Annotated in this window: 19 protein-coding genes; 16 read left to right on the forward strand and 3 right to left on the reverse strand. The window is 39.7% G+C overall.

What is annotated here, in order from left to right:
• Window positions 1-41: 41 nt before the first annotated feature.
• From QM524_RS21070 to pcaB, 7 genes are all read left to right on the forward strand, one after another.
• Window positions 42-1,220: a 4-hydroxybenzoate 3-monooxygenase gene (locus QM524_RS21070; protein ID WP_283346089.1), complete on the forward strand. Its 1,179-nt coding sequence runs from the start codon at window positions 42-44 to the stop codon at window positions 1,218-1,220.
• A gap of 19 nt (window positions 1,221-1,239) precedes the next feature.
• Window positions 1,240-2,412: a bifunctional 3-oxoadipate enol-lactonase/4-carboxymuconolactone decarboxylase PcaDC gene (gene pcaDC, locus QM524_RS21075; RefSeq protein WP_283346090.1), complete on the forward strand. Its 1,173-nt coding sequence runs from the start codon at window positions 1,240-1,242 to the stop codon at window positions 2,410-2,412.
• A 24-nt stretch (window positions 2,413-2,436) separates the two neighbouring features.
• On the forward strand, window positions 2,437-3,135 hold the full coding sequence (pcaH, locus tag QM524_RS21080; protein WP_283346091.1) for a protocatechuate 3,4-dioxygenase subunit beta: 699 nt from the start codon (window positions 2,437-2,439) through the stop codon (window positions 3,133-3,135).
• Window positions 3,132-3,695, forward strand: a complete 564-nt coding sequence (gene pcaG, locus QM524_RS21085; protein ID WP_283346092.1) for a protocatechuate 3,4-dioxygenase subunit alpha — start codon at window positions 3,132-3,134, stop codon at window positions 3,693-3,695. Before pcaH ends, pcaG begins: the two co-directional genes overlap by 4 nt.
• 119 nt (window positions 3,696-3,814) lie before the next feature.
• Complete coding sequence (locus tag QM524_RS21090) at window positions 3,815-5,161, forward strand: 3-oxoacid CoA-transferase (RefSeq protein WP_283346093.1); 1,347 nt, start codon at window positions 3,815-3,817, stop codon at window positions 5,159-5,161.
• Window positions 5,158-6,372 carry a 3-oxoadipyl-CoA thiolase gene (gene pcaF, locus QM524_RS21095; RefSeq protein WP_283346094.1) on the forward strand — a complete coding sequence of 405 codons (1,215 nt, stop codon included), beginning with the start codon at window positions 5,158-5,160 and terminating at the stop codon, window positions 6,370-6,372. The genes QM524_RS21090 and pcaF overlap by 4 nt, the downstream gene beginning before the upstream one ends.
• Before the next feature lie 16 nt (window positions 6,373-6,388).
• Window positions 6,389-7,708: a 3-carboxy-cis,cis-muconate cycloisomerase gene (pcaB, locus tag QM524_RS21100; protein WP_283346095.1), complete on the forward strand. Its 1,320-nt coding sequence runs from the start codon at window positions 6,389-6,391 to the stop codon at window positions 7,706-7,708.
• 66 nt (window positions 7,709-7,774) lie between these two features.
• On the opposite strand, the gene QM524_RS21105 is transcribed toward pcaB, so the two are convergent.
• The 3 genes from QM524_RS21105 to QM524_RS21115 form a co-directional block, all read right to left on the reverse strand.
• Entirely contained in the window at window positions 7,775-8,281 is a 507-nt protein-coding gene (locus QM524_RS21105; RefSeq protein ID WP_283346096.1) for an SgcJ/EcaC family oxidoreductase, read from the reverse strand.
• Window positions 8,282-8,362: 81 nt separating this feature from the next.
• Window positions 8,363-9,187 carry a helix-turn-helix domain-containing protein gene (locus QM524_RS21110; RefSeq protein ID WP_283346097.1) on the reverse strand — a complete coding sequence of 275 codons (825 nt, stop codon included), beginning with the start codon at window positions 9,185-9,187 and terminating at the stop codon, window positions 8,363-8,365.
• A gap of 51 nt (window positions 9,188-9,238) precedes the next feature.
• Complete coding sequence (locus QM524_RS21115) at window positions 9,239-10,117, reverse strand: helix-turn-helix domain-containing protein (RefSeq protein WP_283346098.1); 879 nt, start codon at window positions 10,115-10,117, stop codon at window positions 9,239-9,241.
• Between the two features lie 107 nt (window positions 10,118-10,224).
• Between QM524_RS21115 and QM524_RS21120 the strand changes: the two genes are divergently transcribed.
• The 9 genes from QM524_RS21120 (at window position 10,225) to QM524_RS21160 (ending at window position 21,918) form a co-directional block, all read left to right on the forward strand.
• Entirely contained in the window at window positions 10,225-11,178 is a 954-nt protein-coding gene (locus QM524_RS21120) for a VOC family protein (RefSeq protein ID WP_283346099.1), read from the forward strand.
• 74 nt (window positions 11,179-11,252) lie between these two features.
• Window positions 11,253-11,972, forward strand: coding sequence for a PIG-L deacetylase family protein (locus QM524_RS21125; protein ID WP_283346100.1), 720 nt, complete (start codon window positions 11,253-11,255; stop codon window positions 11,970-11,972).
• A 3-nt stretch (window positions 11,973-11,975) separates the two neighbouring features.
• Window positions 11,976-12,593, forward strand: a complete 618-nt coding sequence (locus QM524_RS21130; RefSeq protein WP_283346101.1) for a 4-carboxy-4-hydroxy-2-oxoadipate aldolase/oxaloacetate decarboxylase — start codon at window positions 11,976-11,978, stop codon at window positions 12,591-12,593.
• A 148-nt stretch (window positions 12,594-12,741) separates the two neighbouring features.
• Complete coding sequence (locus QM524_RS21135) at window positions 12,742-13,515, forward strand: DUF1932 domain-containing protein (RefSeq protein WP_283346102.1); 774 nt, start codon at window positions 12,742-12,744, stop codon at window positions 13,513-13,515.
• Window positions 13,506-14,582, forward strand: a complete 1,077-nt coding sequence (locus QM524_RS21140; RefSeq protein WP_283346103.1) for a 4-oxalomesaconate tautomerase — start codon at window positions 13,506-13,508, stop codon at window positions 14,580-14,582. The genes QM524_RS21135 and QM524_RS21140 overlap by 10 nt, the downstream gene beginning before the upstream one ends.
• 187 nt (window positions 14,583-14,769) lie before the next feature.
• Window positions 14,770-16,395: a sulfatase family protein gene (locus QM524_RS21145; protein ID WP_283346104.1), complete on the forward strand. Its 1,626-nt coding sequence runs from the start codon at window positions 14,770-14,772 to the stop codon at window positions 16,393-16,395.
• A 262-nt stretch (window positions 16,396-16,657) separates the two neighbouring features.
• Complete coding sequence (locus QM524_RS21150) at window positions 16,658-17,329, forward strand: RNA polymerase sigma-70 factor (RefSeq protein WP_283346105.1); 672 nt, start codon at window positions 16,658-16,660, stop codon at window positions 17,327-17,329.
• Window positions 17,330-17,360: 31 nt separating this feature from the next.
• The gene (locus QM524_RS21155; RefSeq protein WP_283346106.1) at window positions 17,361-18,356 is read left to right on the forward strand and encodes a FecR family protein; all 996 of its coding nucleotides are present in this window, start codon (window positions 17,361-17,363) and stop codon (window positions 18,354-18,356) included.
• A 31-nt stretch (window positions 18,357-18,387) separates the two neighbouring features.
• Window positions 18,388-21,918, forward strand: a complete 3,531-nt coding sequence (locus QM524_RS21160) for a SusC/RagA family TonB-linked outer membrane protein (protein WP_283346107.1) — start codon at window positions 18,388-18,390, stop codon at window positions 21,916-21,918.
• Window positions 21,919-21,922: the final 4 nt, after the last annotated feature.

The raw sequence follows: 21,922 nt of genomic DNA on the forward strand, positions 1-21,922 counted from the left end.
CTTTGATTCATATTTAACGAAAAATCTATCATAAACTCACGATGAAGCACTCAACCAAAGTCGGTATCATTGGAGCAGGCCCTGCTGGACTTACGCTTGCCTTATTACTACAAAGAAAAGGAATCGATTGTACCATTCTTGAAAACCGCAGCCGCCAATATGTAGAATCACGTGTTCGAGCAGGTTTGTTGGAACAAAATACGGTTGATTTAATTCGTGAACTAGGTGCTTCAGAACGTCTTGATAAAGAGGGACTTGAGCATCATGGAGTTTATTTGAGCTTCAATGGTGTTCGTCAACGTGTTCCTTTTAAAGAATTAACAGGAGGAAGATGCATCACGATTTATGGGCAACAAGAGGTAGTCAAAGATTTGATTCAAGCCAATTTAGATAGAGGAATTGAAATTGTTTTTGAGGCTCATGCTAAGCATATCGAAGGTATCGAAACCGACAATCCAAGTATTTTTTACCAACATAATGGCGAAGAACATGAGTTGACTTGCGACTTTGTAGCGGGTTGTGATGGCTATCATGGTATTGGTCGTCAGCATTTGCCCAAAGAGACTTACAACGAATTTAGAATCGAATATCCTTTTAGTTGGCTAGGTATTTTGGCCAATGTTGCACCATCGTCAGACGAACTTATTTATGCTTATCATGAAAGAGGTTTTGCATTGCATAGCCTTCGTTCTGAGACAGTTAGCCGCTTATATATTCAAGTAGATAACGATGATACCGTAGATAATTGGTCAGATGAAAAAATCTGGGAAGAGCTATCTATCCGCTTGGGCACAGAGGGCTGGAACTTACAAAGTGGCCCCATTTTCGAAAAAAGTATTACGCCCATGCGTAGCTTCATGATTGATAACATGCAACACGGACGCTTGTTTTTGGCGGGCGATGCCGCTCATATCGTACCACCTACAGGCGGGAAAGGCTTGAATTTGGCCGTTGCTGATATTCGTTTTCTTGCTTCTGCTTTAACTAATTGGTACGAAAATCAAGATGATAGCCTTCTTCAAAGCTATTCGCAGGACTGTTTGAGAAGAATTTGGCGTGCACAGGATTTTTCGAACTTTATGACTTATCTATTTCATAAGCAAGCGCCCCACGGTTCGTTTGAAAATTTACTCCAAAAATCAAAATTTGATTATATCGGTATCTCCAAGGCCCAAGCAACTACCATTGCCGAAAACTATGTAGGTCTGAAAGAAATTTGAAATAACCTCCTATATCTTAATGGCTAACTTTATTAATATCAATGGTTTAAATATTCATTACAAATGGATTAACCATCAGAAAGAAACCACTTTTGTTTTTATCAATTCTCTCGGTACCGACTTCAGAATCTGGGATAAAGTCGTTGAGGGCTTGGTCGATGTCGCCAATGTACTGTGTTATGACAAACGTGGGCATGGACTATCGCAAACGGCAGCTATTACGCATGGTATGCAAAGTTATTACGAAGACCTAGTTGGTTTGCTTGATGCGCTAAAAATACAACAATGTATTCCAGTTGGTTTATCTGTAGGCGGTCGAGTAGCAATGCTTTTTGCAGAACGCCACCCTGAACGAGTGCAAAAGTTGATTCTTTGTGATACAGCTCATAAAATAGGAACTTCCACCAGCTGGAATCAGCGAATCGAACAGGTAAATACCGTGGGACTGGCAGGTATTTCGGATGCCGTAATGGAAAAATGGTTTCCCGAAAGCTTTCGCAATACACAAGTATCCGAGCTTATTGGGTATCGAACAATGCTTGAGAGATGTTGCCCAAAAGGCTATATCCAATGTTGTGAGGCCATTCGAGATGCAGATTTAACAGAAAATGTTCAAAAAATCCAAGCAGAAACCTTGTGTGTGGTTGGCTCCGAAGACCTTTCGACTACTCCAGAATTAGTAAAATCATTAGTCGATTTGATGCCTCACGCCTCACTTGAAGAAATGGAAGGATCGGGACATATTCCTTGTGTAGACGCTCCTGAAAAATTGCTTTCACTCATCTATGCTTTTGCTTTTGCACCAAGTACCGAATCACTTTATGAGCTTGGAATAAAAACCCGTCGAGCCGTTTTGGGCAATGCTCATGTAGACAGAGCAGAAGCTAATAAAAGTAGTTTTGATGCTGATTTTCAGTCATATATAACCCAAAGTGCTTGGGGATTGGTTTGGTCAAGACCTGAACTTAGCAAACGAGAGCGTAGTATGATTACTATTGCCATTTTAGCCTCATTAGGTCACGAAGAAGAACTGGCTATGCATATCAGAGCAACTCAAAATACAGGAGCAAGCGTGTCAGATGTCAAAGAAGTACTCCTGCATTTAGGAATTTATGCAGGTGTTCCTTGCTCGAATAGTGCCTATAAGGTAGCTAAGAAAGTTTACCAAGAACTTGAACAAAAAGGATTTTAGTCAAAACCTTCAATCATTTAACACATGAATCAGCATCCAAGAGATTGGGAAGTACATCCTCCCTATTTATATCCCGATTATAAATCAACCGTTTTTAGAGCACCCTCAAAGCCTTTAATTCCGATGAAGCATACGCTTTCGGAGTCGACAGGTCCTGTTTATGGGCAAGAAAGTATTGGGAAATATGACAATGACCTTACCAAAAACGGCATTCGGAACGGTGAGCCGCTCGGAGAACGTATCGTAGTTTCGGGAAGAATCTTAGACATCGATGGTCGACCTATCAAAAATACTTTAGTAGAAATTTGGCAAGCCAACGCCGCCGGTCGATATATTCATAAAGTGGATCAGCACAATGCTCCCCTCGACCCAAATTTTTTTGGTGGCGGGCGCTGTGTGACCGATGAGAACGGTCGTTATACTTTTATGACTATCAAACCTGGGGCATATCCTTGGGGCAATCACCCAAATGCGTGGCGACCTAACCATATTCATTTTTCTTTGTTTGGGTCAAATATTACGAATCGTTTGGTCACTCAAATGTATTTCCCCGGCGACCCGTTGTTGCAATATGACCCTATTTATCAGGGAGTTCCAGAAAAAGCTAGACATCTTTTGGTATCACAATTTGACTTATCTCTTACCCAGCCAGATTTTGCCTTGGGATATAATTTTGACATCGTATTAAGAGGACAAAACGCTACTCCATTCGAAAATCAATGATACAGACTCCTTCTCAGACAGTAGGTCCATATTTTGCGTATGGACTCAGTCCAGAACAATATTTATACAATCACACCAGTGTTGCCACTGGCAATTTGCGTACCCCAAACACAAAGGGGGAACCCATTACTATCAAAGGAAAAGTTCTTGACGGACAAGGTCAAGCAATACCTGATGCTATGATTGAAATTTGGCAGGCAGATGCCAAAGGTCAATATAACCCTACAGATTCAGATTTTAAAGGTTTCGGACGATTTGGAACGGGAACTGATCCAGAAGCGCAGTTTATTTTTCAGACTATCAAACCCGCTTCGGTTGACGGACAAGCGCCTCATATTACCGTAGTGGTTTTCATGCGTGGTCTGTTGACTCACGCTTACACAAGGCTATATTTTTCGGATGAAATAGCTGAAAATCAAAAGGATATTATTCTAAATACTGTTCCTGAAGAAAGAAGAGATACACTCATTGCTCAACGACAAGAAACTCCAGAAGGTATTGTCTATCAATGGGATATCTTCATGCAAGGCGAACAGGAAACAGTATTTTTTGACGTATAAAAAAATTCTCATGAAGTAAGTATTTGTTGTAAATCGACCCGAACAGACAAAGATTTTGATATAGAGGTTTGTTTCAGGTCGAAATACTTCATGGTTACTTTCTAAATCACTTAAAAATCATGAAACAAGTACCACAAATTACGGTAGAAGAAGCCGCAGCATTGGTCAAAGATGGCGATGTTTTGTTGGGTGGGGGCTTTGGTATGACAGGCAATCCTGTTCATTTGCTTCATGCGCTTGCTAAAACTCAAACCAAAAATCTCACATTCATCGGTAATAACGTTGGCGAACCCAACCTTGGAGGGGGCAAACTATTGCTAAATGGTCAAATCAGTAAAATGATTGGTTCATTTTTTACCAGTAATCCCGATGCCGTAAAAGCTGCACAATCAGGTGAGGTAGAGTATGAACTTCTGCCACAAGGTACTTTAGCTGAAGCCATTCGTGCTGGGGGCGCTGGAATAGGCGGTTTTTATACCCCAACTTCAGTAGGCACACTCATTGCCAAAGGAAGAGATACCAAAATGATTAATGGTCAAGAACAAGTTTTCATCGAAGGTATTCGTGGAAATGTAGCCTTCATCAGAGCTTGGAAAGCCGATACTGCGGGAAATTTAACCTACAGAATGACAGAGCAAAACTTCAATCGTGCGATGGCGACTGCAGCCGATTTGGTGATTGCTGAGGTGGAAGAAATCGTTCCTGTAGGTGAAATAGACCCCAATTTTATTCATACACCAGGATGTTTTGTTGATTATTTGGTCGAAGCTAAGGTTACGCCAGAAGATTTGGGCTCATCGGCATCCGTCAATAGAGGTAAGAAAGTGAGCGAATCACGTATGCAAATGGCTAAGCGAGCTTTTGCCGAACTGAAAAATGGCGATGTTGTCAACCTAGGGATTGGTATTCCGACCCTTGTCGCGGATTTAATCAAACCTGAAGATGGTATTATTCTTCATACCGAAAATGGAATGCTAGGGGTCGGCCCAGCACCTGAAGATGGCGGTGGAGCAATGGATTATCCTGTCAACGCTGGAAAAATTCCTGTTACGGCTCTCAAAGGAAGTAGCTATTTTGATAGTGCAGATTCCTTTGCCATGATTCGTGGTGGACATGTTGATGTGGCTATTATGGGTGGTTTGGAAGTAGATGAAAAAGGCAATCTAGCCAACTGGGCAGTGCCAGGGAAGCCGCTTTTGGGAGTAGGTGGTGCAATGGACTTGGCTTCAGGAGCCAAAAAATTGATTGTCACACTCACTCATGCCGACCCAGACGGAACTTCAAAAGTCGTTCCAACTTGTACCCTTCCACTTACAGCCGAAGGCGTGGTCGATTTGGTTATTACCGATTTAGCGGTTTTTGCTTATCCAGAAGGAAAACTTACGCTTATTGAGCTTATGCCGAATGTTACTATCGAAGAAGTAAGAGCTAAAACTGCAGCACAATTTATCGAAAAACTCTCATGAAAACAGCCTATATTATTGACGCCGTACGCACTCCCATCGGAAGTTTTGGCGGAAGTCTTTCAAGTGTTCGTGCCGACGATCTGGCAGCGCTAGTCATCAAAGAGCTAGTAGCTCGTAATCCACAAATACCCGTCGAAAGCATTGGCGATGTGATTTTGGGTTGTCACAACCAAGCAGGAGAAGACAACCGAAATGTCGCTCGTATGGCGTTGCTTCTGGCAGGATTACCCTATACCATCGCTGGCGAAACAGTCAATAGACTTTGTGCTTCGGGGATGTCGGCGGTCATTAATGCCAGTCGTGCGATTCAAACAGGCGATGCTGAAATTATGATTGCGGGGGGCATGGAACACATGACTCGTGGTCCTTGGGTCATTTCCAAAACTTCAAAACCTTTTGGCAATGACGCCCAAATGTTTGATTCTAGCTTTGGTTGGCGGTTTGTTAATCCACTGATGTACAAAATGTATGGCACTGATGCCATGGGCGTTACCGCCGAAAATCTAGTCGAGCTATATGGTATCAGTCGTGAAGACCAAGATTTATTTGCTTTTCGCTCACAACAAAAAGCAACACAAGCACAGTCAAATGGTCGATTGGCGGAAGAGATTATTGCGGTAAGTATTAGTCCTAAAAAGGAGGAATTTGTTTCATTTGAAAAAGATGAGTTTGTCAAACCACAAACTTCTTTGGAAAAACTGGCACAATTACGACCTGCCTTCAAAAAAGAAGGTGGTAGTGTAACCGCTGGTAATGCCTCTGGCTTGAACGATGGCGCAGCCGCTATGTATTTAGCCTCTGAAGAAGCTGTTGTAAAATATGGTTTAAAACCTTTGGCAAAAGTTGTATCTTCGGCAGTCGTTGGTGTTGAGCCTAGAATTATGGGTATTGGTCCAGTTCCAGCAACCCAGAAAGCCTTAGAAAGAGCAGGTTTGACCCTTGACCAAATCGATATCATTGAGCTTAACGAAGCATTCGCTGCTCAATCTTTGGCTTGTACAAGAGCCTTAGGTTTAGCCGATGACGACCCTCGAATCAATCCTAATGGTGGTGCTATTGCCTTGGGGCACCCACTTGGTATGTCAGGTACTCGATTAATTCAAACGGCTAGTCTTGAATTACATAAGCAAAACAAACGCTACGCCCTTTGTACGATGTGCGTGGGTGTTGGTCAAGGATATGCTGTAATTATTGAGAAGGTATCATTTTAGCTAAAATCAATCGCTCATGAATGATTTATTTCAAACCTTATTTTACGACAATCGGATAAGTGAACTATATACTTCTGAAAAAAGTATTCAGTATCTCCTTGATTTTGAAGCTCATTTAGCAAAAGCTCAGGCAGAATGCCAGTTTATTCCTAGTCAATTTTCAGAAATCATAGCGCATAGTTGTAAGGTTGAAAAAATAGTTATATCTCAAATAGCTATACAGGTAGGTTTGGGAGGAAATATTGCTATTCCTTTGGTAAAGCAGCTAACGGCCGTTGTAAAGGCTGAAAATGCTGATGCATCAAAATTTGTTCATTTTGGTGCTACCAGTCAAGATGTGATTGATACTGCCATGATGTTGCAGTGCAAAGAGGCTATTCATTTGATGCTTCCTTTATTGACCCAAAGTATAGAGCAATTGAAGGTTTTGGCATTAGCGCATCAAGGCACTTTTTTGATAGGTCGTTCTTTTATGCAACAAGCTCGCCCAATCAGTTTTGATTACAAAGTAGCCATTTGGATAGATAGTCTTCAAAGAGCTAAACAACGATTGGAATCTTTGAAATACTATCTTCAATTGGGTGGTGCAGTCGGAACTTTGGCGAGTATGCCACAAAAAGGATTAGCTATTGCACAGCGTATGGCATCCAATATGGGTCTCGAATATCATCCCATTTCATGGCATACCCAGCGGGATTTTGTCGTAGAAATAGCCTCAGCTTTAGGTATTCTTTCGGGGAGTTTAGGAAAAATCGCCAAAGATATTAGTCTGTTGATGCAAACTGAAATAGCCGAAGTATTTGAACCAGCAGGCAAAGGTAAAGGCGGGTCGTCGACCATGCCACACAAGCGAAATCCTGTTTCGTCTATTGCTATTTTAGCCAATGCACAGCGTGTTCCTAATTTGATTGCAACACTGTTGAGTGCTCAAGTACAAGACCACGAGCGAGCGACTGGCACATGGCATTCTGAATGGGAAACGCTGGCACAAGTGGTACAATTAACCGCTGGAAGTGTACGGCAAATGAGTATGTTGACAAATGGTTTAGAAGTCAATCCTGACAAAATGTTAGCTAATTTGGAGATAACACAAGGATTGATTTATGCCGAAAACCTCTCTTTTGCTTTGGCTGAAACTATAGGTAAAAGTGAAGCTCATGAAATGGTAGAAGAACTCTGTAAAGAAGCGACAGCACAAGGAAAACACTTGAAAAAATTAGCTTTAGAAAATGCCAAAATCAGGTCATTTCTTTCAGAAGCACATATTCAGGAGTTATTTTCTCCAGAAAATTCTATTGGTTTTGCACATGAAATGGCTGCTCATTTCATTCAATAATTCAGGTTTTTAGTTTTCTACTAGCTAGCAAATAGACTTGCTAGCTAGTAGATTTTTATCAGTCATTTATTCTTTGGGCATTCGATTGACTGGATTACTTTTCTGTGCAGCTTCTTCAATCACCAAATTTTCGGTAGCCGTCAAAAGCCATTTTTCTGCTTTTTTTACAAATACCATCATCGCAATATTTTCAGCTTCGTCATGATGATTGCCACTTGGCGTTGTATATTCTCCCATGTGCCAATACAATCGAACTATCGCTACATCCTTGGTAATGAATCTAGTATGAACAGATGTTTTGGTTAGTTTAGTATTCCTGAACATAACCTTGTGAAAGACATTATGCGCATAAATCACCTCCTTCCGATTTTTCCACCACATACCTACTACATTGACCCAATCCGAATCTTCGGTAGCATAATTGACCATATTCTCGAAGTTGTGGTTTTCCCAATCTTTAAAAAATAAATCTATTTGTCCTTCAATAATCGCTTTGTCTTGTTCTTGATTTTGTGCCAGACAAGTAAATGTTGAAAATCCCCATGTTGCCAAGATAAAAAGTAGATATTTCATAACTATAATGTTTAAGTTTTATAGTGACAAAATTATTAAGGAGCAATCGGCTAAAATAGTATCAATGCGACATGTTTAGCTCTACAACTGACCTCCCAAAGTAAAGGAAGAGGCTTTAATTTCATCTTCTATCACAGAGGGAGAACTACCACAAAATGTCTTAAAATCCCGAATTAAGTGCATTTGGTCAAAATAACCACAATCGTACGCAATAGTAGTCCACTTGATTTGAGGATTGCTTTCTTTTATACGCCAAGCTTTGGCAAAACGAGTAATGCGAGTAAAAAAACGAGGTTGCAAACCAATTCTTTGTTGGAATAACCGCTCTAACTGGCGAGTACTAACACAGGCATTTTCAGCAATATCTTCAACTTTCATCAAACCTCCTTTTTGATGAACTAATGAAAGCACCTTGTCTACAGGCAAAACTGGTCTAAGTTTCTGGGCTTTTTTGAGTAGAAACCCTTCGACCAGTTGTAAAATATCAGTTGGGTTCGATAACTCACAAAGTTGCTCATTGATAAATTGGATTTCTTTATCTAGAAAATAAACACTATCCAACGATTCGTCCATCACCATTTCATTCATCGGAATACCTAAAATTCTGTATAATCCTCCAGGTTGAAATCCGACTTTGACGGTATAACTATGAAAAGGCATCGTCAACTTAACTCGATTCACCTGTGGCCCAACCAAAATACTCGGTGATAGTTTAATCATTTTCTCCTTGTCCAGATACTCACTCACAGGGGATTCTAGCGGATAAAAGTAGAGGCATTGCTCCCCCAATGGAGGTAGCACCACCGTAGGATTTTTACCTATGGCAGGCATATCAAGTCGAAAAATCATGATATTATTCACAAATTCTCGAAGTGCTGGCTGGGGAGAAAATACTTGATAAAACATAGAATATTAGGAGATTACTGTGCCTAAAATACATAAAATTCATTGAAACACCTACCTCCTATCCACTTGTCGATATTCGGCGGGGGATAAACCAATATGTTTTTTGAAGAGTTTGGCAAAATAATTTGGGTACTCAAATTCCAATAAGTAGGCAATTTCCGAAATAGAATAAGACGTATGTAGCAAATACTTTTGGGCTTCTTGAATCAAATGTTGGTGCACCAATTCTATGGCTGATTTGCCTGCGATAGCTTTACAAATTCGATTCAAATGAACGGCAGAAATGTTTAAGTCTTCCGCAAAATCAGGAATACTTTTTTGGTGCGAAGACTTTTTGATATTTTGTAAAAACTTTCTAAAATAAGCCATTTGTAAGGAATCTCCAGAAAGGTCAGCGTCTTGTGTAGCCAATCGATGAATATGCAAGAAAAACTGGGTCAAACAAGCTTTAATCATCATCATTCTTTCTGGATTTTCACTAAATAATTCGTACTCTGCCAATGCCAACTGATAAAGCATTTTTTCGAATGTACCACTTTCATCAAATGACTGTATAATTCTTACTTTTTCGAAGGTCTGCCAAATAGGGTGTGATGTTTCAAAAATATCTTCAATGATTTTTTCCGACAAAGTCAAAATACTCCCTTCTATATCTGGATGATACACAAGTCCATGTAATGCCATAGCAGGAATCACCATCAAGCAAGGTGCATTTAGTTCGTATTCGGAAATAGCATCTGTAAAGCGAAGTGAGCCTTTTTTTACTACAAAAACTTGGAAAAGTTTTAAATGTATATGTGGTTTGATTTGCCAATCAAATTCTTTACTTCTGGTGGAGATAGGTTCTAAAAACAAATATTCAGACGAATATTTGCCATTTTCATCCCCATAGAGCCCATCAAAATTGATAATTTTCTTGAGTGAATCCATTGAATTATGTTCGAATTTTATCCTTAAAAGTACAAAAAGTCTCCTAATAAAACCTTCGCATGAGCCTAATTTTGTAATACGTTTTAAACAACACAAAACCACTCGTTATGGATGATATTACTTGGGAATTGGCACATTTGGCTCATGTCGAATTACTCACACCAAAACTCGATGAGAGTATCCGATTTTTCACGGAAATTCTTGGGATGATGCTTGTCGAAACCCATGAGGATTGCGCCTATTTGCGGGCTTATGACGATTATGAGCATTATACCCTCAAGCTTCGAGCGCATCGTCATGCAGGTATTGGGCATTTTGCTTGGCGTGCTCGCAGTCAATCGGCTCTCGAAAGACGCGTAAAAGCAATACAGCAAGCAAATCTGGGTATTCGCTGGCACGAGGGCGAATGTGGCTATGGCGATACTTTTATGTTCCGCTATCCCGATGGACATTTTGCAGAAATTTATTTTGACACCCGTAAATACCAACCTGACGAGCAACACAAATCAGCCCTCAAAAATACGGCAAGTAAATTTCCAGGGAGAGGGATGAACGTTCGTCGTATCGACCACCTCAATCTGTTAGCCAAAGATATTGTCGCCTTTAGTGATTTCCAGTTCAAGGTTTTAGGCGGTCGCATGACAGAGACTATTGTATTTGATGAACAGCCTAAAGGTGTTTGGGTTTCGGTAAATTCCAAATCTTATGACCTTGCCATTACCGAAGATCACTCAGGATTATCGGGCCGTTTTCATCATTTGACTTACGCCGTAAACAGTCGTGAAGAGGTTCTTTTGGCAGCAGATATAGCTTTGGAAAATGGTATTTTTATTGAAACGGGTCCACATAAACACGCTATTCAGCAAACATTTTTCCTGTATGTGTATGAACCAGGGGGTAATAGAATTGAAATAGCTAATCCTACGGCAAGACTCATTTTAGACCCTGATTATGAGACCGTTGTCTGGAACCGAGAGGAACGTTCGAAAGGGCAAGCTTGGGGACTCAAAACCGTCGATAGCTTTCATACAAGAGGTACACCCATGCCAGAAGACCTGTAGGAGTTTTGAATGTTGAATTTTGAGTGCTGAGTTTTTTATTAAAATAAAGTCTCTTCAAACCACCAATTATTATCATGAACAAGAAATTATTAGTCATAGGAGCTCATTCGGCGGATTTCGTTTGGCGCTCAGCAGGCACTATCGCCAAAGCCCTTGAAGAAGGGGCTGAAACTCTCGTCGTTTGTATGTCATACGGAGAAAGAGGCGAATCGGGTGAATTGTGGAAAGAAAACCCACAACGAAGTGTCGATAATGTAAAAGAAATTCGTCATGAACAGGCTCAAAAGGCGGCTGATATTCTAGGAACACCCATTCAATTCTTAGATTGGGGCGATTATCCAATGTTGATTTCAGATGAAAGAATTACCCAATTAACCCATATTATCGGTGATTTTGAGCCGACTGTTATCCTAACCCATTCAGAAAAAGACCCTTTCAATCCTGACCATCCCTTAGCATTTCAAGCTACGCAGCGTGCTCGACTGTTGTCTTGCGGAGCAGGTGTACCGAGCGCATTCAAGAATATCGACCCGCCAGCTTGGTATTCATTCGAGCCACATCAGCCAGAACTTTGTGGCTTTTTGCCAGATACCTTCGTAGATATTACTTCAGTAATGGACAAAAAAATGGCAGCAATGGACTGCATGGGGGCTCAAAAATACTTAAGAGATTATTACGCTGAGTTGGCTTCTCGACGTGGAAATCACGCAAGAAGAATTTCTGGACAAAAGAATGTTCAATTTGCCGAAGCGCATCTAAGTCAAGTACCAAGAGTCACAAACACCATTTTTTAAGTTATGGATTTAATACAAGAACTTGCCAAATTTTCGGCTGCTACATTGCATGAAGCCATGGGTAAAAAAGGGAATTTACCCTCAGCTATCAAGCCGATTGCGAAAAATATGAAAGTCTGCGGACCTGCGTTCACCGTTCAAACTATGCCTCGCGACAATATGCTTTTGCATCGTGCCTATGCCTATGCAAAAGCTGGCGATGTGCTAATTGCCAATTGTTCAGGATTTTATGAAGCTGGTTATTGGGGTGATCTCATGAGTTTAGGAGCTAAGACTAAAGGAATCAATGGTTTAGTAATTGATGCCTGTGTACGCGATGCCAACGATATTGAAGAGATGGGTTTTCCAGTGTTTAGTCGGGGACTGTGTATTCATGGAACTTCCAATTATGGTGATGGCACGCTCAATGAGCCTATTATGATAGGCAATATTCTTATCAACTCAGGAGATATTGTCGTTGGAGATAGAGATGGCGTTGTGATTATTCCTCAAGAAAAAATTGAAGAAACTATCGAAAAAGCTATTGCCAGAGAAGCCAAGGAGGAAAGAGTGCGTGAACAACTTCGACAAGGCAAAACATCTTTGCAGATTTATGGTTGGGATGAGAAGTTTGGATATTAGATGCCATCGTTGGAGTTGTTTCCAACGAGATACGTGTCAGCAACTAGCCAAGCTGGATGAATATAAGATAGATGATTTGTGGCTTGCGCAAGTTTGTTGGAAATAATTCCAACAAAGGCATATTTTGAAGTTTTAAATTAAGAATATCATGAAAATAGCCATATTAGGTTTAGGCGAGGCTGGCTCTCGCTTTGCCAATGATTTAGCAAAAAAAGGACATCAAATTTGGGGATACGACCCGAATCCAACATATAAATTACATCCAAATGTTCAATTAGTTTCGAGTAATCCAGAAGCGGTGAGCTATGCGGATGTGATATTTAGTGTTAATTTATCATCTGCGTCTTTAGAAATTGCTCAAGAAATAGCGACTGTTGCAAAACCACATCAGTTTTTTTGTGAAATGAATACTTCTGGTCCACAGAAAAAAATGGCTATTGCCCAAATTTTAGCATCAACCAAAATCAAAGTCATCGATTTGGCTATTATGGCGCCAGTTCCACCTAAAGGCATTTTAACGCCTTTTTTAGCGGCGGGAGAATATGCTTCAGATTTTTTAGATTTTGTAAAACCCTTGAACCTCAATATTTCTTCAGTCGAAAATAGTATCATTGGAGATGCAGCAACTCGAAAACTTTTACGCTCTATTGTTTACAAAGGCATAGCGGCAGTTATCTGCGAAGCCATGGAAGCTGGAGAAGCTTTTGGTATGGAAGACTATATCCGAGGACAAATTAGTTCGCTGATTGGTGGCAATGATGAACTTATTGACCGATTTGTGGAAGGAAGTCGCACGCACGCTTTGCGTAGAATGCACGAAATGGAGGCTGTCATTGAAATGTTGGAAGACCAAGGAGTTGAGCCAATAGTTACTCGTGGCACAAGAAACAACCTTGAAAAGCTCTTAAAATCATGCAATTAGCCATTCCTTATATGCACTTTCGAGGGGGAAGTTCAAAGGGACTTTTTTTCTTGAAAAAAGATTTACCAGAAGATGAAAACCTTCGAAATCAGTATCTTATTGCGGCTATTGAAGGAACAACTCAAGGCGATAATCGTCAAATAGATGGTTTGGGGGGTGGGTCATCGTTGAGTAGTAAAATTGCCATTGTCAGTCCTTCATCAATTCCTGAGGCAGATTTAGACTACTTTTTTGTACAAGTTCAGATAGGTAAAGGTAAGGTTTCAACGCTCCAAACTTGTGGAAATATGTTAGCGGGCGTTCTGCCTTTTGCGATTGAGAGCGGAATTTTCAAAGCAAATTCTCCGACCACAAGTGCCAGAATAAGTATGGTAAATACAGGTGGAATTTGTGAAGTGGTAGTTCAAACACCTGATTACCAAGTACAATATAATGGAAATACCAAAATTGATGGTGTGGTTGGAACTTCAGCGCCTATTATTTGTAATTATTTAGAAACGGTTGGCGCTACTTGCGGCGCACTTTTACCTACACGCAATAGCATAGATACGATTCTTGGAATTGAGGCAACTTGTATAGACAATGGAATGCCCGTAGTAATCATGCGAGCCTCAGACTTTGGGTTGAATGGCTATGAAAGTATCTCGGAACTTGAACAAAATGAGTCGTTAAAACAAAAAATTGAAACTATTCGGCTAATCGCTGGCGAAAAAATGCAACTCGGTGACGTTAGTCAACAAACCATTCCTAAAATGTGTCTAATTGCTCCTCCTATCCAAGGGGGAGTGGTACATACACGTATGTTTATACCTCATGTGGTTCACGAAGCTATTGGCGTTTTGGCAGCTGTTTCGGTAGCTACAGCTTGTATTTTACCTGAAAGCATTACCAAAAACATTGCCCATTTCACAGAAAATAGCTCTTTCTTTTCCATCGAACATCCATCAGGGGAATTCACTGTAAATCTAGAGTATTCTACTAATAATCAGGATGTTGTTATCAAGTCTTCAGGTGTGATTCGAACGGCAAGACTGATAAGCAGAGGAGAAGTTTATATTTCTATTTAGTTTCCAAAAAGAGTTTTGAGCAATCAAGACTCTTTTTGTTTAATTAGGTATTACATTTGAACCAACAAAATTCGAAATAGCGTTTACGACTTTTTAGCTCAAACATATTTCCAGTTTTGATTGCATCACTTTGAAACATTATGGTAATTTTCTAGCTTTAAGCCCAATTTCAACCATTTAACTATCTATGAAAAAAATTTCCGTCATCCTACTGCTACTGGGAGGTATCGTTGGTGTATTTATGGCACTAAAACCACACAAGCCCAAACGTCCCAACATTGTATTCATCATGTCTGATGACCATGCTTATCAAGCTATTTCGGCTTATGATAAACGTTTGACAAGCACACCCAACATCGACAGAATTGCCAAAGATGGTATGCTTTTTACCAATGCCTGCGTTACCAATTCAATTTGTGCGCCTTCACGAGCGGTAATTTTAACAGGAAAACATAGCCATATCAATGGTAAAATTGATAACTATTTTCCATTCGACACGACCAATATTACCTTTCCACAATTATTACAAGCCAATGGTTATCAGACAGCTATGTTCGGAAAGTTGCATTTTGGCAATAACCCCAAAGGCTTTGATGAGTTTCAGATATTGCCCGATCAAGGCAACTATTACAACCCTGATATTATTACTAAAAAAGAAGGTCCCAAAAAGCTTATCGGGTATGTGACCGATCTGATTACGGATATTACACTCAACTGGCTCAAAAATGAAAGAGACCCCGAAAAGCCTTTCTTTTTGGCGTATTTGCATAAAGCTCCACATCGTGAATGGATTCCTGCGGAGCGTCATTATAAAGAATTTATCCATAAAACTTTCCCTGAGCCAAGTACCCTTTTTGATAATTACGAAGGACGTGGAACAGCCGCCAAAGAAGCCGAAATGAACCTTCTCAAGCACATGAATTGGGCAGGTGACTCAAAGATTTTCCCAGAAAATATGAAAAAACTGGGTATCAAAGAATCTCATTCTTATGATATAGCATTGTACAATGGTACGGTTGGTCGTATGAATGCAGCACAAAGAAAAATTTGGGACGACACCTACCGACCTATGAATGAGGAGTTTATCAAAAGGTACCCTACCATGACCGAAAAAGAAAAAATGCAGTGGCGTTATCAGCGTTATATGCAAGACTATCTAGGCTGTATTGCATCGGTGGATGAAGGGGTAGGCAAAGTATTAGACTTTTTGAAGGAAAACGGTTTGGACGAAAACACGATTGTGGTGTACACTTCTGACCAAGGATTCTATTTGGGCGAACATGGCTGGTTTGATAAGCGCTTTATTTTTGATGAATCTTTCAAAACACCCTTAATCGTAAAATGGCCTGGTATTATTAAAGCTGGTTCTAAAAATTCTCAGATGGTTCAAAATCTGGATTTTGCGCAGACTTTTCTTGAAGCGGCGGGTATCAAACCTCCTTCAGATATGCAGGGCGAAAGTCTGATTCCTATCTTTAAAGGCCAAGGCAAAAACTTTAGAGATGCCGCCTATTACCATTATTACGAATACCCAAGTGTGCACATGGTCAAACGCCATTATGGCATCGTGACCGAACAATTTAAGCTGATTCATTTCTATTATGATGTAGATGAATGGGAATTATACGACCGTAGGAAAGATAAAAATGAGTTGAAAAATGTCTACAATGACCCTGCCTATGCCAAAATCAAAGCAGATTTACATAAAAAGCTAGCCCAATTGCGTATCAAATACAAAGATTCAGAAGAACTTGACAAAATGTATATTGCCAAATATAAAGAACTAGAAAAGAGTGGAAAAATCTTTCGATAGCGGATTTTGGATTGTTGATTTCGGGATTGAGGATTAAGTAATATGCTATACTTCCGAAATCAAAAATCCAGCATCCCCAATTAATACTTTTACACAGGTGCTGGAGACTTATTCAGCACCTTTTTTATGGTATATATCTCTTTTTGAATCCTAAAAAATTAGATTAAAAATACTTTTTCTTAAAATTTTTAAAAAATTATCATTTTACACTACGTAGTTTTTACGCCTTTTTTGTCTTTACAGTATAACAGCATCAAAATGTGTGAAAGACTTAACTATGATTCGTCAAGAACCTAAATCTATAACTACTGAAAATAATCATCCAACTTTGGGCTTTGTAGAACCACAACCAGAGACTGAGGGGAAAATTATTGATGGAGCTGAACTAGCGGCAAAGCTTGCTTTTCAGACGCATCCACAAAAAGGTTGTGAAATACTTTTTGGGATGTACTACCGAGCACTTTGCTCACACGCCATCAGGTACGTATATATCAAAGAGGTAGCCGAAGATATTGTCAGTGATGTCTTTTGTCATTTTTGGAAAACCCAGTCTTATCAATCAGTTACCACCTCATATCGTGCTTATTTGTTTAGAGCAGTACGTAATAGAGCCCTGAATTATCTGGCTAATGAGTTTAAACAAAGTGATTCGCTTGAGAAAGTCTACCATATTGAAGGTGCCGAACTACCCGAGCAAATCATGCAATATGAAGAGTTACACCAAAAAATAGAACTGATAATCAACACATTACCTAAACAGTGCCAAAAAGTATTTTTGATGAATCGCTTTGAAGGCAAAAAAGCAAAAGAAATTGCTGACGAACTAGATATTTCACATCGTACCGTCGAAACACATATTCACAAGGCAATACAAGCCCTGAAGTTTGGCCTCAAAGACCTATTTTTATGGATTAGTCTATACTTTTTATTTTAAAAAACCTGATAAACAAACACGTTGAAAAATTATGGAATCTGTAGTGAATAGACAAATACTTTTTGAGCATTTTGCAGGGAAAAGTTCACCTCTGCAAAAACAATCCATTGAAGAATGGCTCAAAAAACCCAATAACCAAGAATTGTTCTATTTATGGTTGTTGGAGTGGGAAACTCAACATCCTCAATATAACCCATCTGTAGAAAAGCGCCTTCAAGATTTTAGACAAATCATGGAACAAACCGACCAAGACGTACTTACACTTGTGGGTGATGAAACAGAACAAAAAAGCAATATATGGCTCAAAGTCAGTCGAATAGCAGCAGCATGTTTGATGATTAGTTTAGGTTCTTGGTATTTTAAAGACCATTTTCAATACCAAATTTATGAGACTACATTCGGGCAAGTTGATAAAATTCAATTAGCTGATGGCACGATGGTTACACTGAATGCCAATTCAACATTGAAAGTCCCAAGATTTGGATTTGGCACTAAAAATAGAGAAGTTGAGCTATCGGGAGAAGCGGTTTTCTCAGTAACACATACACCTGATAATCAGAAATTTATCGTAAAAACAAAACGTAATTTTGACGTTGTTGTTCTAGGTACAGAATTTAGTGTTTTCAGTAGAGATAGAGGCGCAAAAGTAATTCTGAATAAAGGAAAAGTTAGATTAGAATACCAAGAAAACCAAGTCAAAAAGGAAATTACTATGCGTCCTGGCGAATTGGTCAAGTTGGATATAAGCAACCATGTACAAAAAGATACTGCCAAAACATTTGACCCAATCATTGCTTGGCAACAAAACCGATTAATTTTTGAAGATACCAACCTGTTTGAGTTTACTCAAATTATGGAAGAAAATTATGGTGTAAAAATCAAATTACAAAACGATTCACTTGCCAAAAGAACGCTTGTAGGCTCATACAAAGCCCAAAATGCAGAAGAATTATTGAATACCGTTGTAGAATTATTAGACCTCAAATTATCCAAAACAGGAAATACTTTCGTTCTTTCGGAGAAGTAAAATATTCCATTACCTTCTAAATAAATTTTCTATGAATCTAGCTTTACCTGCAATGCTCAAAGCCAGTGTGTTACTCAGCACAATGGCTTTGGGAGGACAGCCGTGTAATGCCCAAGTATTTGCTATGGCACAAAAAAATATCTTGAGCAGAACAAAAACTGAGCAACATTTGACAAACAATACTCAAAAACTCAGAGACGTACTCGGACAATTAAAAAACCATTACCGTGTCGATATTTTGTTTGAAGGAGGAACAATCGAAAAAGTAACCGTCAATCAACAAGTAGTAGACTGGAATCAAAAAATCGAAAACAACCTCGACAAACTCCTAGAATCCACAAAATTAAAATACAAAAGGTCTAAATCTGGCGCATATTTGATTGTAGAGAAATTTCCTTCACAATCATCTGATACCAAAAACAATTCAACAAAAGAAGAATTTTTGCCCAAAGTTATTTCATCAGAACATCCTGTCGTACTCAATACCAATGCTCCAATGCTCTCACCAGCCCAGTTGCAAGTGGTGATGGAACAAAGTATATCTGGAAAAGTGACCGATGAAAAAGGCGAACCGCTAGCAGGGGTAAATATTGCGTTGAAAGGTACTACAAGAGGGGTCAATTCAGACGGAACTGGTCGTTTCAAAATCAATGTTCCCAATAGCGGTGCCGTATTAGTTTTCTCTTTTGTAGGTTTTGTGAGCAAAGAGATAGCCGTTGGTTCTCAGAGTATTATCAATGTAATATTAGAATCCGACAACAAATCACTTGATGAGGTTGTTGTCGTAGGCTACGGTACACAGAAAAAAGCAAATCTAACAGGAGCAGTATCAACCATTGATTCAAAAGTTATCGAAAACCGTCCTGTATCAAACGTGGCTAATGCCTTGCAGGGTGTTACTTCTGGCTTGATTATCACTCGTGGTACTGGGCAACCAGGCAATGAAGGTATTGGTATTCAGATTCGTGGTGCTACTTCTGCCAATGGTAATGTTGACCCCTTGGTATTGGTCGATGGGGTGACGGTCTCTAGCTTTACCTTACAAACTCTCAATCCCAACGATATTGAGAATATTAGTGTGTTGAAAGACGCCGCAGCAGCAGCCATTTATGGTGCTCAAGCAGCAGGCGGGGTTATTTTGATTACTACTAAAAAAGGAAAATCAGGTAAAACTGTTTTCGATTACTCCAACCAAATCGGGGTAGACTGGGCACTCAATGTACCCGAAAGATTGCCACTGTTGGAAGAGGCGCTTTATGCCAACTTGGCTAGAAAAAATGCCAAAACAGGTCCTGAATATACAGATGATGATTTACAAAAAATAAGAGATGGTATTCCTTATGTTGTAAATCCTTCTGATACAACAAGATATATTTTCTATAATCAAGAAGACCAAATCGGTCAGGTGGTTAGAAAATATACGCCTATGCAAACGCATAATTTCTCGGCAAGAGGCGGAAATGAAAAAACCAATTACTTGGTATCCTTAGGCTATTACGGTAAACAAGGTTTGTTCAGGGTTGGTCCCGACCGACTTGACCGTTACAACGTTCGTTTTAATTTGGGCTCTCAACTGACTAAGCATATTTCTTTAGATTCACGTATTGCCTATACCAAGCAAGACCAACAAGCTTCATCGGCAAGTACCGACGGCGAGGGATTAGTATATCAGGTATATCGTTTACGCACACGTTTCCCTATTTTCACACCAGAAGGAAGGCTCAATGGTGGTGCAGGTTCGTCGGCCAACAATGCTTATGCTTTGCTAAAAGAGGGTGGATACAACAATATGGACAGAAACTTCTTCGATGGGGTATTTACCTTGGCTGCCAAAGATGTGGTAAAAGGTTTACAACTTCGTGCTGTTTTAGGACAACAATATCGTTTTGGTGAAAGAAGAAGATTTGCTCGTCAGGTAGAACTTTGGGGAAGATTTGCTCCCGTTTTTTACCTAAATAATCCTAACTCGTATGCCGTAACCAACGAGTTTACCAATAATACCAACATTCAATTATTGGCAGATTATGACTTTAGCATCAAGAAAAACAAAATACATGTAATGGGTGGATACCAATGGGAAGATAGCCGTTTTACCTCTACCAGTACAACCTCATTGAGCCTAGTAAGTAATGACCAACCTACACTCAACCTTGGTGACGACAAAACCAAGAGCAATAGCGAGACGATCAACACCTATGCTTTTCAATCTTATTTTGGTCGCTTGAATTATAATTATGATGATAGATTTTTGTTTGAAGCTACATTTCGTGCCGACGAAAGTTCAAGATTAGCGCCAGGCAAACGCATTAAGTTTTTCCCTTCAACCTCTGTCGGATGGAATCTTCACCACGAAAAATGGTTTAGTAATAACATCGGTTTATTCTCTGAATTTAAAGTTAGAGGCTCATGGGGACAACTAGGAAATGCCTTGGGCATAGGTTTTTATGACTATCTCAATTTGCTGACCAGAGGTTCGAGCCTTGTAATGGGTAGCCCAGAATCACGTACTTCCTATTTTTATCAAAGTGTAGTACCGTCTTCAGATTTATCATGGGAAACCATCGAAACAAGCAACGGAGGTTTGGATATTGGTTTATTGAAAAACAAACTTCAAATCAGTGGTGACTATTATGTAAAATACAATCGTAATATGCTTACTCCATTGCAGTTACCAAGTACATTCGGCGTAGGAACTCCTAAAATCAATAACGGTGAATTGAAGTCTTGGGGTTGGGAACTTGAGGTGAAATTTAGAGATAAAATCGGAGAACATTTTAGTTATAATGTTGGATTTAATCTTTCGGACAACCAGAACAAACTCATGAGTTATGCAGGACGTAGAGTATTGGGAGCTGGAACGGTTTCATTATTAGAAGGTTATCCACTCAATACAATTTGGGGATATAAAACAGAAGGATATTTCCAAAGCGACGACGAAGTAAAAACTCATGCTTTTCAAGATAGTCGCACAGGTGCAGGAGATGTAAAATACATAGACCAAAATGGTGATGGAAAAATCACAGTAGGAAAAGGCACACCAGAAGACCCAGGCGATTTGGTCATGTTAGGAACCGACCAACCAAGATATGTATTCGGTTTAAATTTTGGTTTCCAATACAAATCTATTGATTTCACAGCCTTCATTCAAGGTGTTGGCGAGCGTTCATTTATGCCAAATAGCGAAGCGATTGAACCATTGGCACAAGCTTGGAAACAACCTTTGGCAGTGCACCGCGATTATTGGACTCCAGAAAATCCGAATGCAACTTTCCCAAGACCCTATCTACAAGGTGGATTCAGATACTTACCTTCCGACAAGTGGATTATGGATGGACAATATGCTCGTTTGAAAAATATACAAATTGGTTATACCGTTCCGCCAAGCCTATTAAAGAAAATTGGTCTCACACGTGCAAGAGTATTTGTGTCGGGTCAGGACGTGTATTCATTGACAAGATTGGGCGTATTTAACAATTACTTTAACCCAGAACAAAGAAACGGTTCACAAAACGATTATCCATTTTTTGGTACAATCACTGGTGGCTTGAACTTGTCATTCTAAAACC

Origin of the sequence: Flectobacillus roseus (assembly GCF_030056595.1) — a bacterium.
In the GTDB taxonomy this organism is placed as follows: domain Bacteria; phylum Bacteroidota; class Bacteroidia; order Cytophagales; family Spirosomataceae; genus Flectobacillus; species Flectobacillus roseus.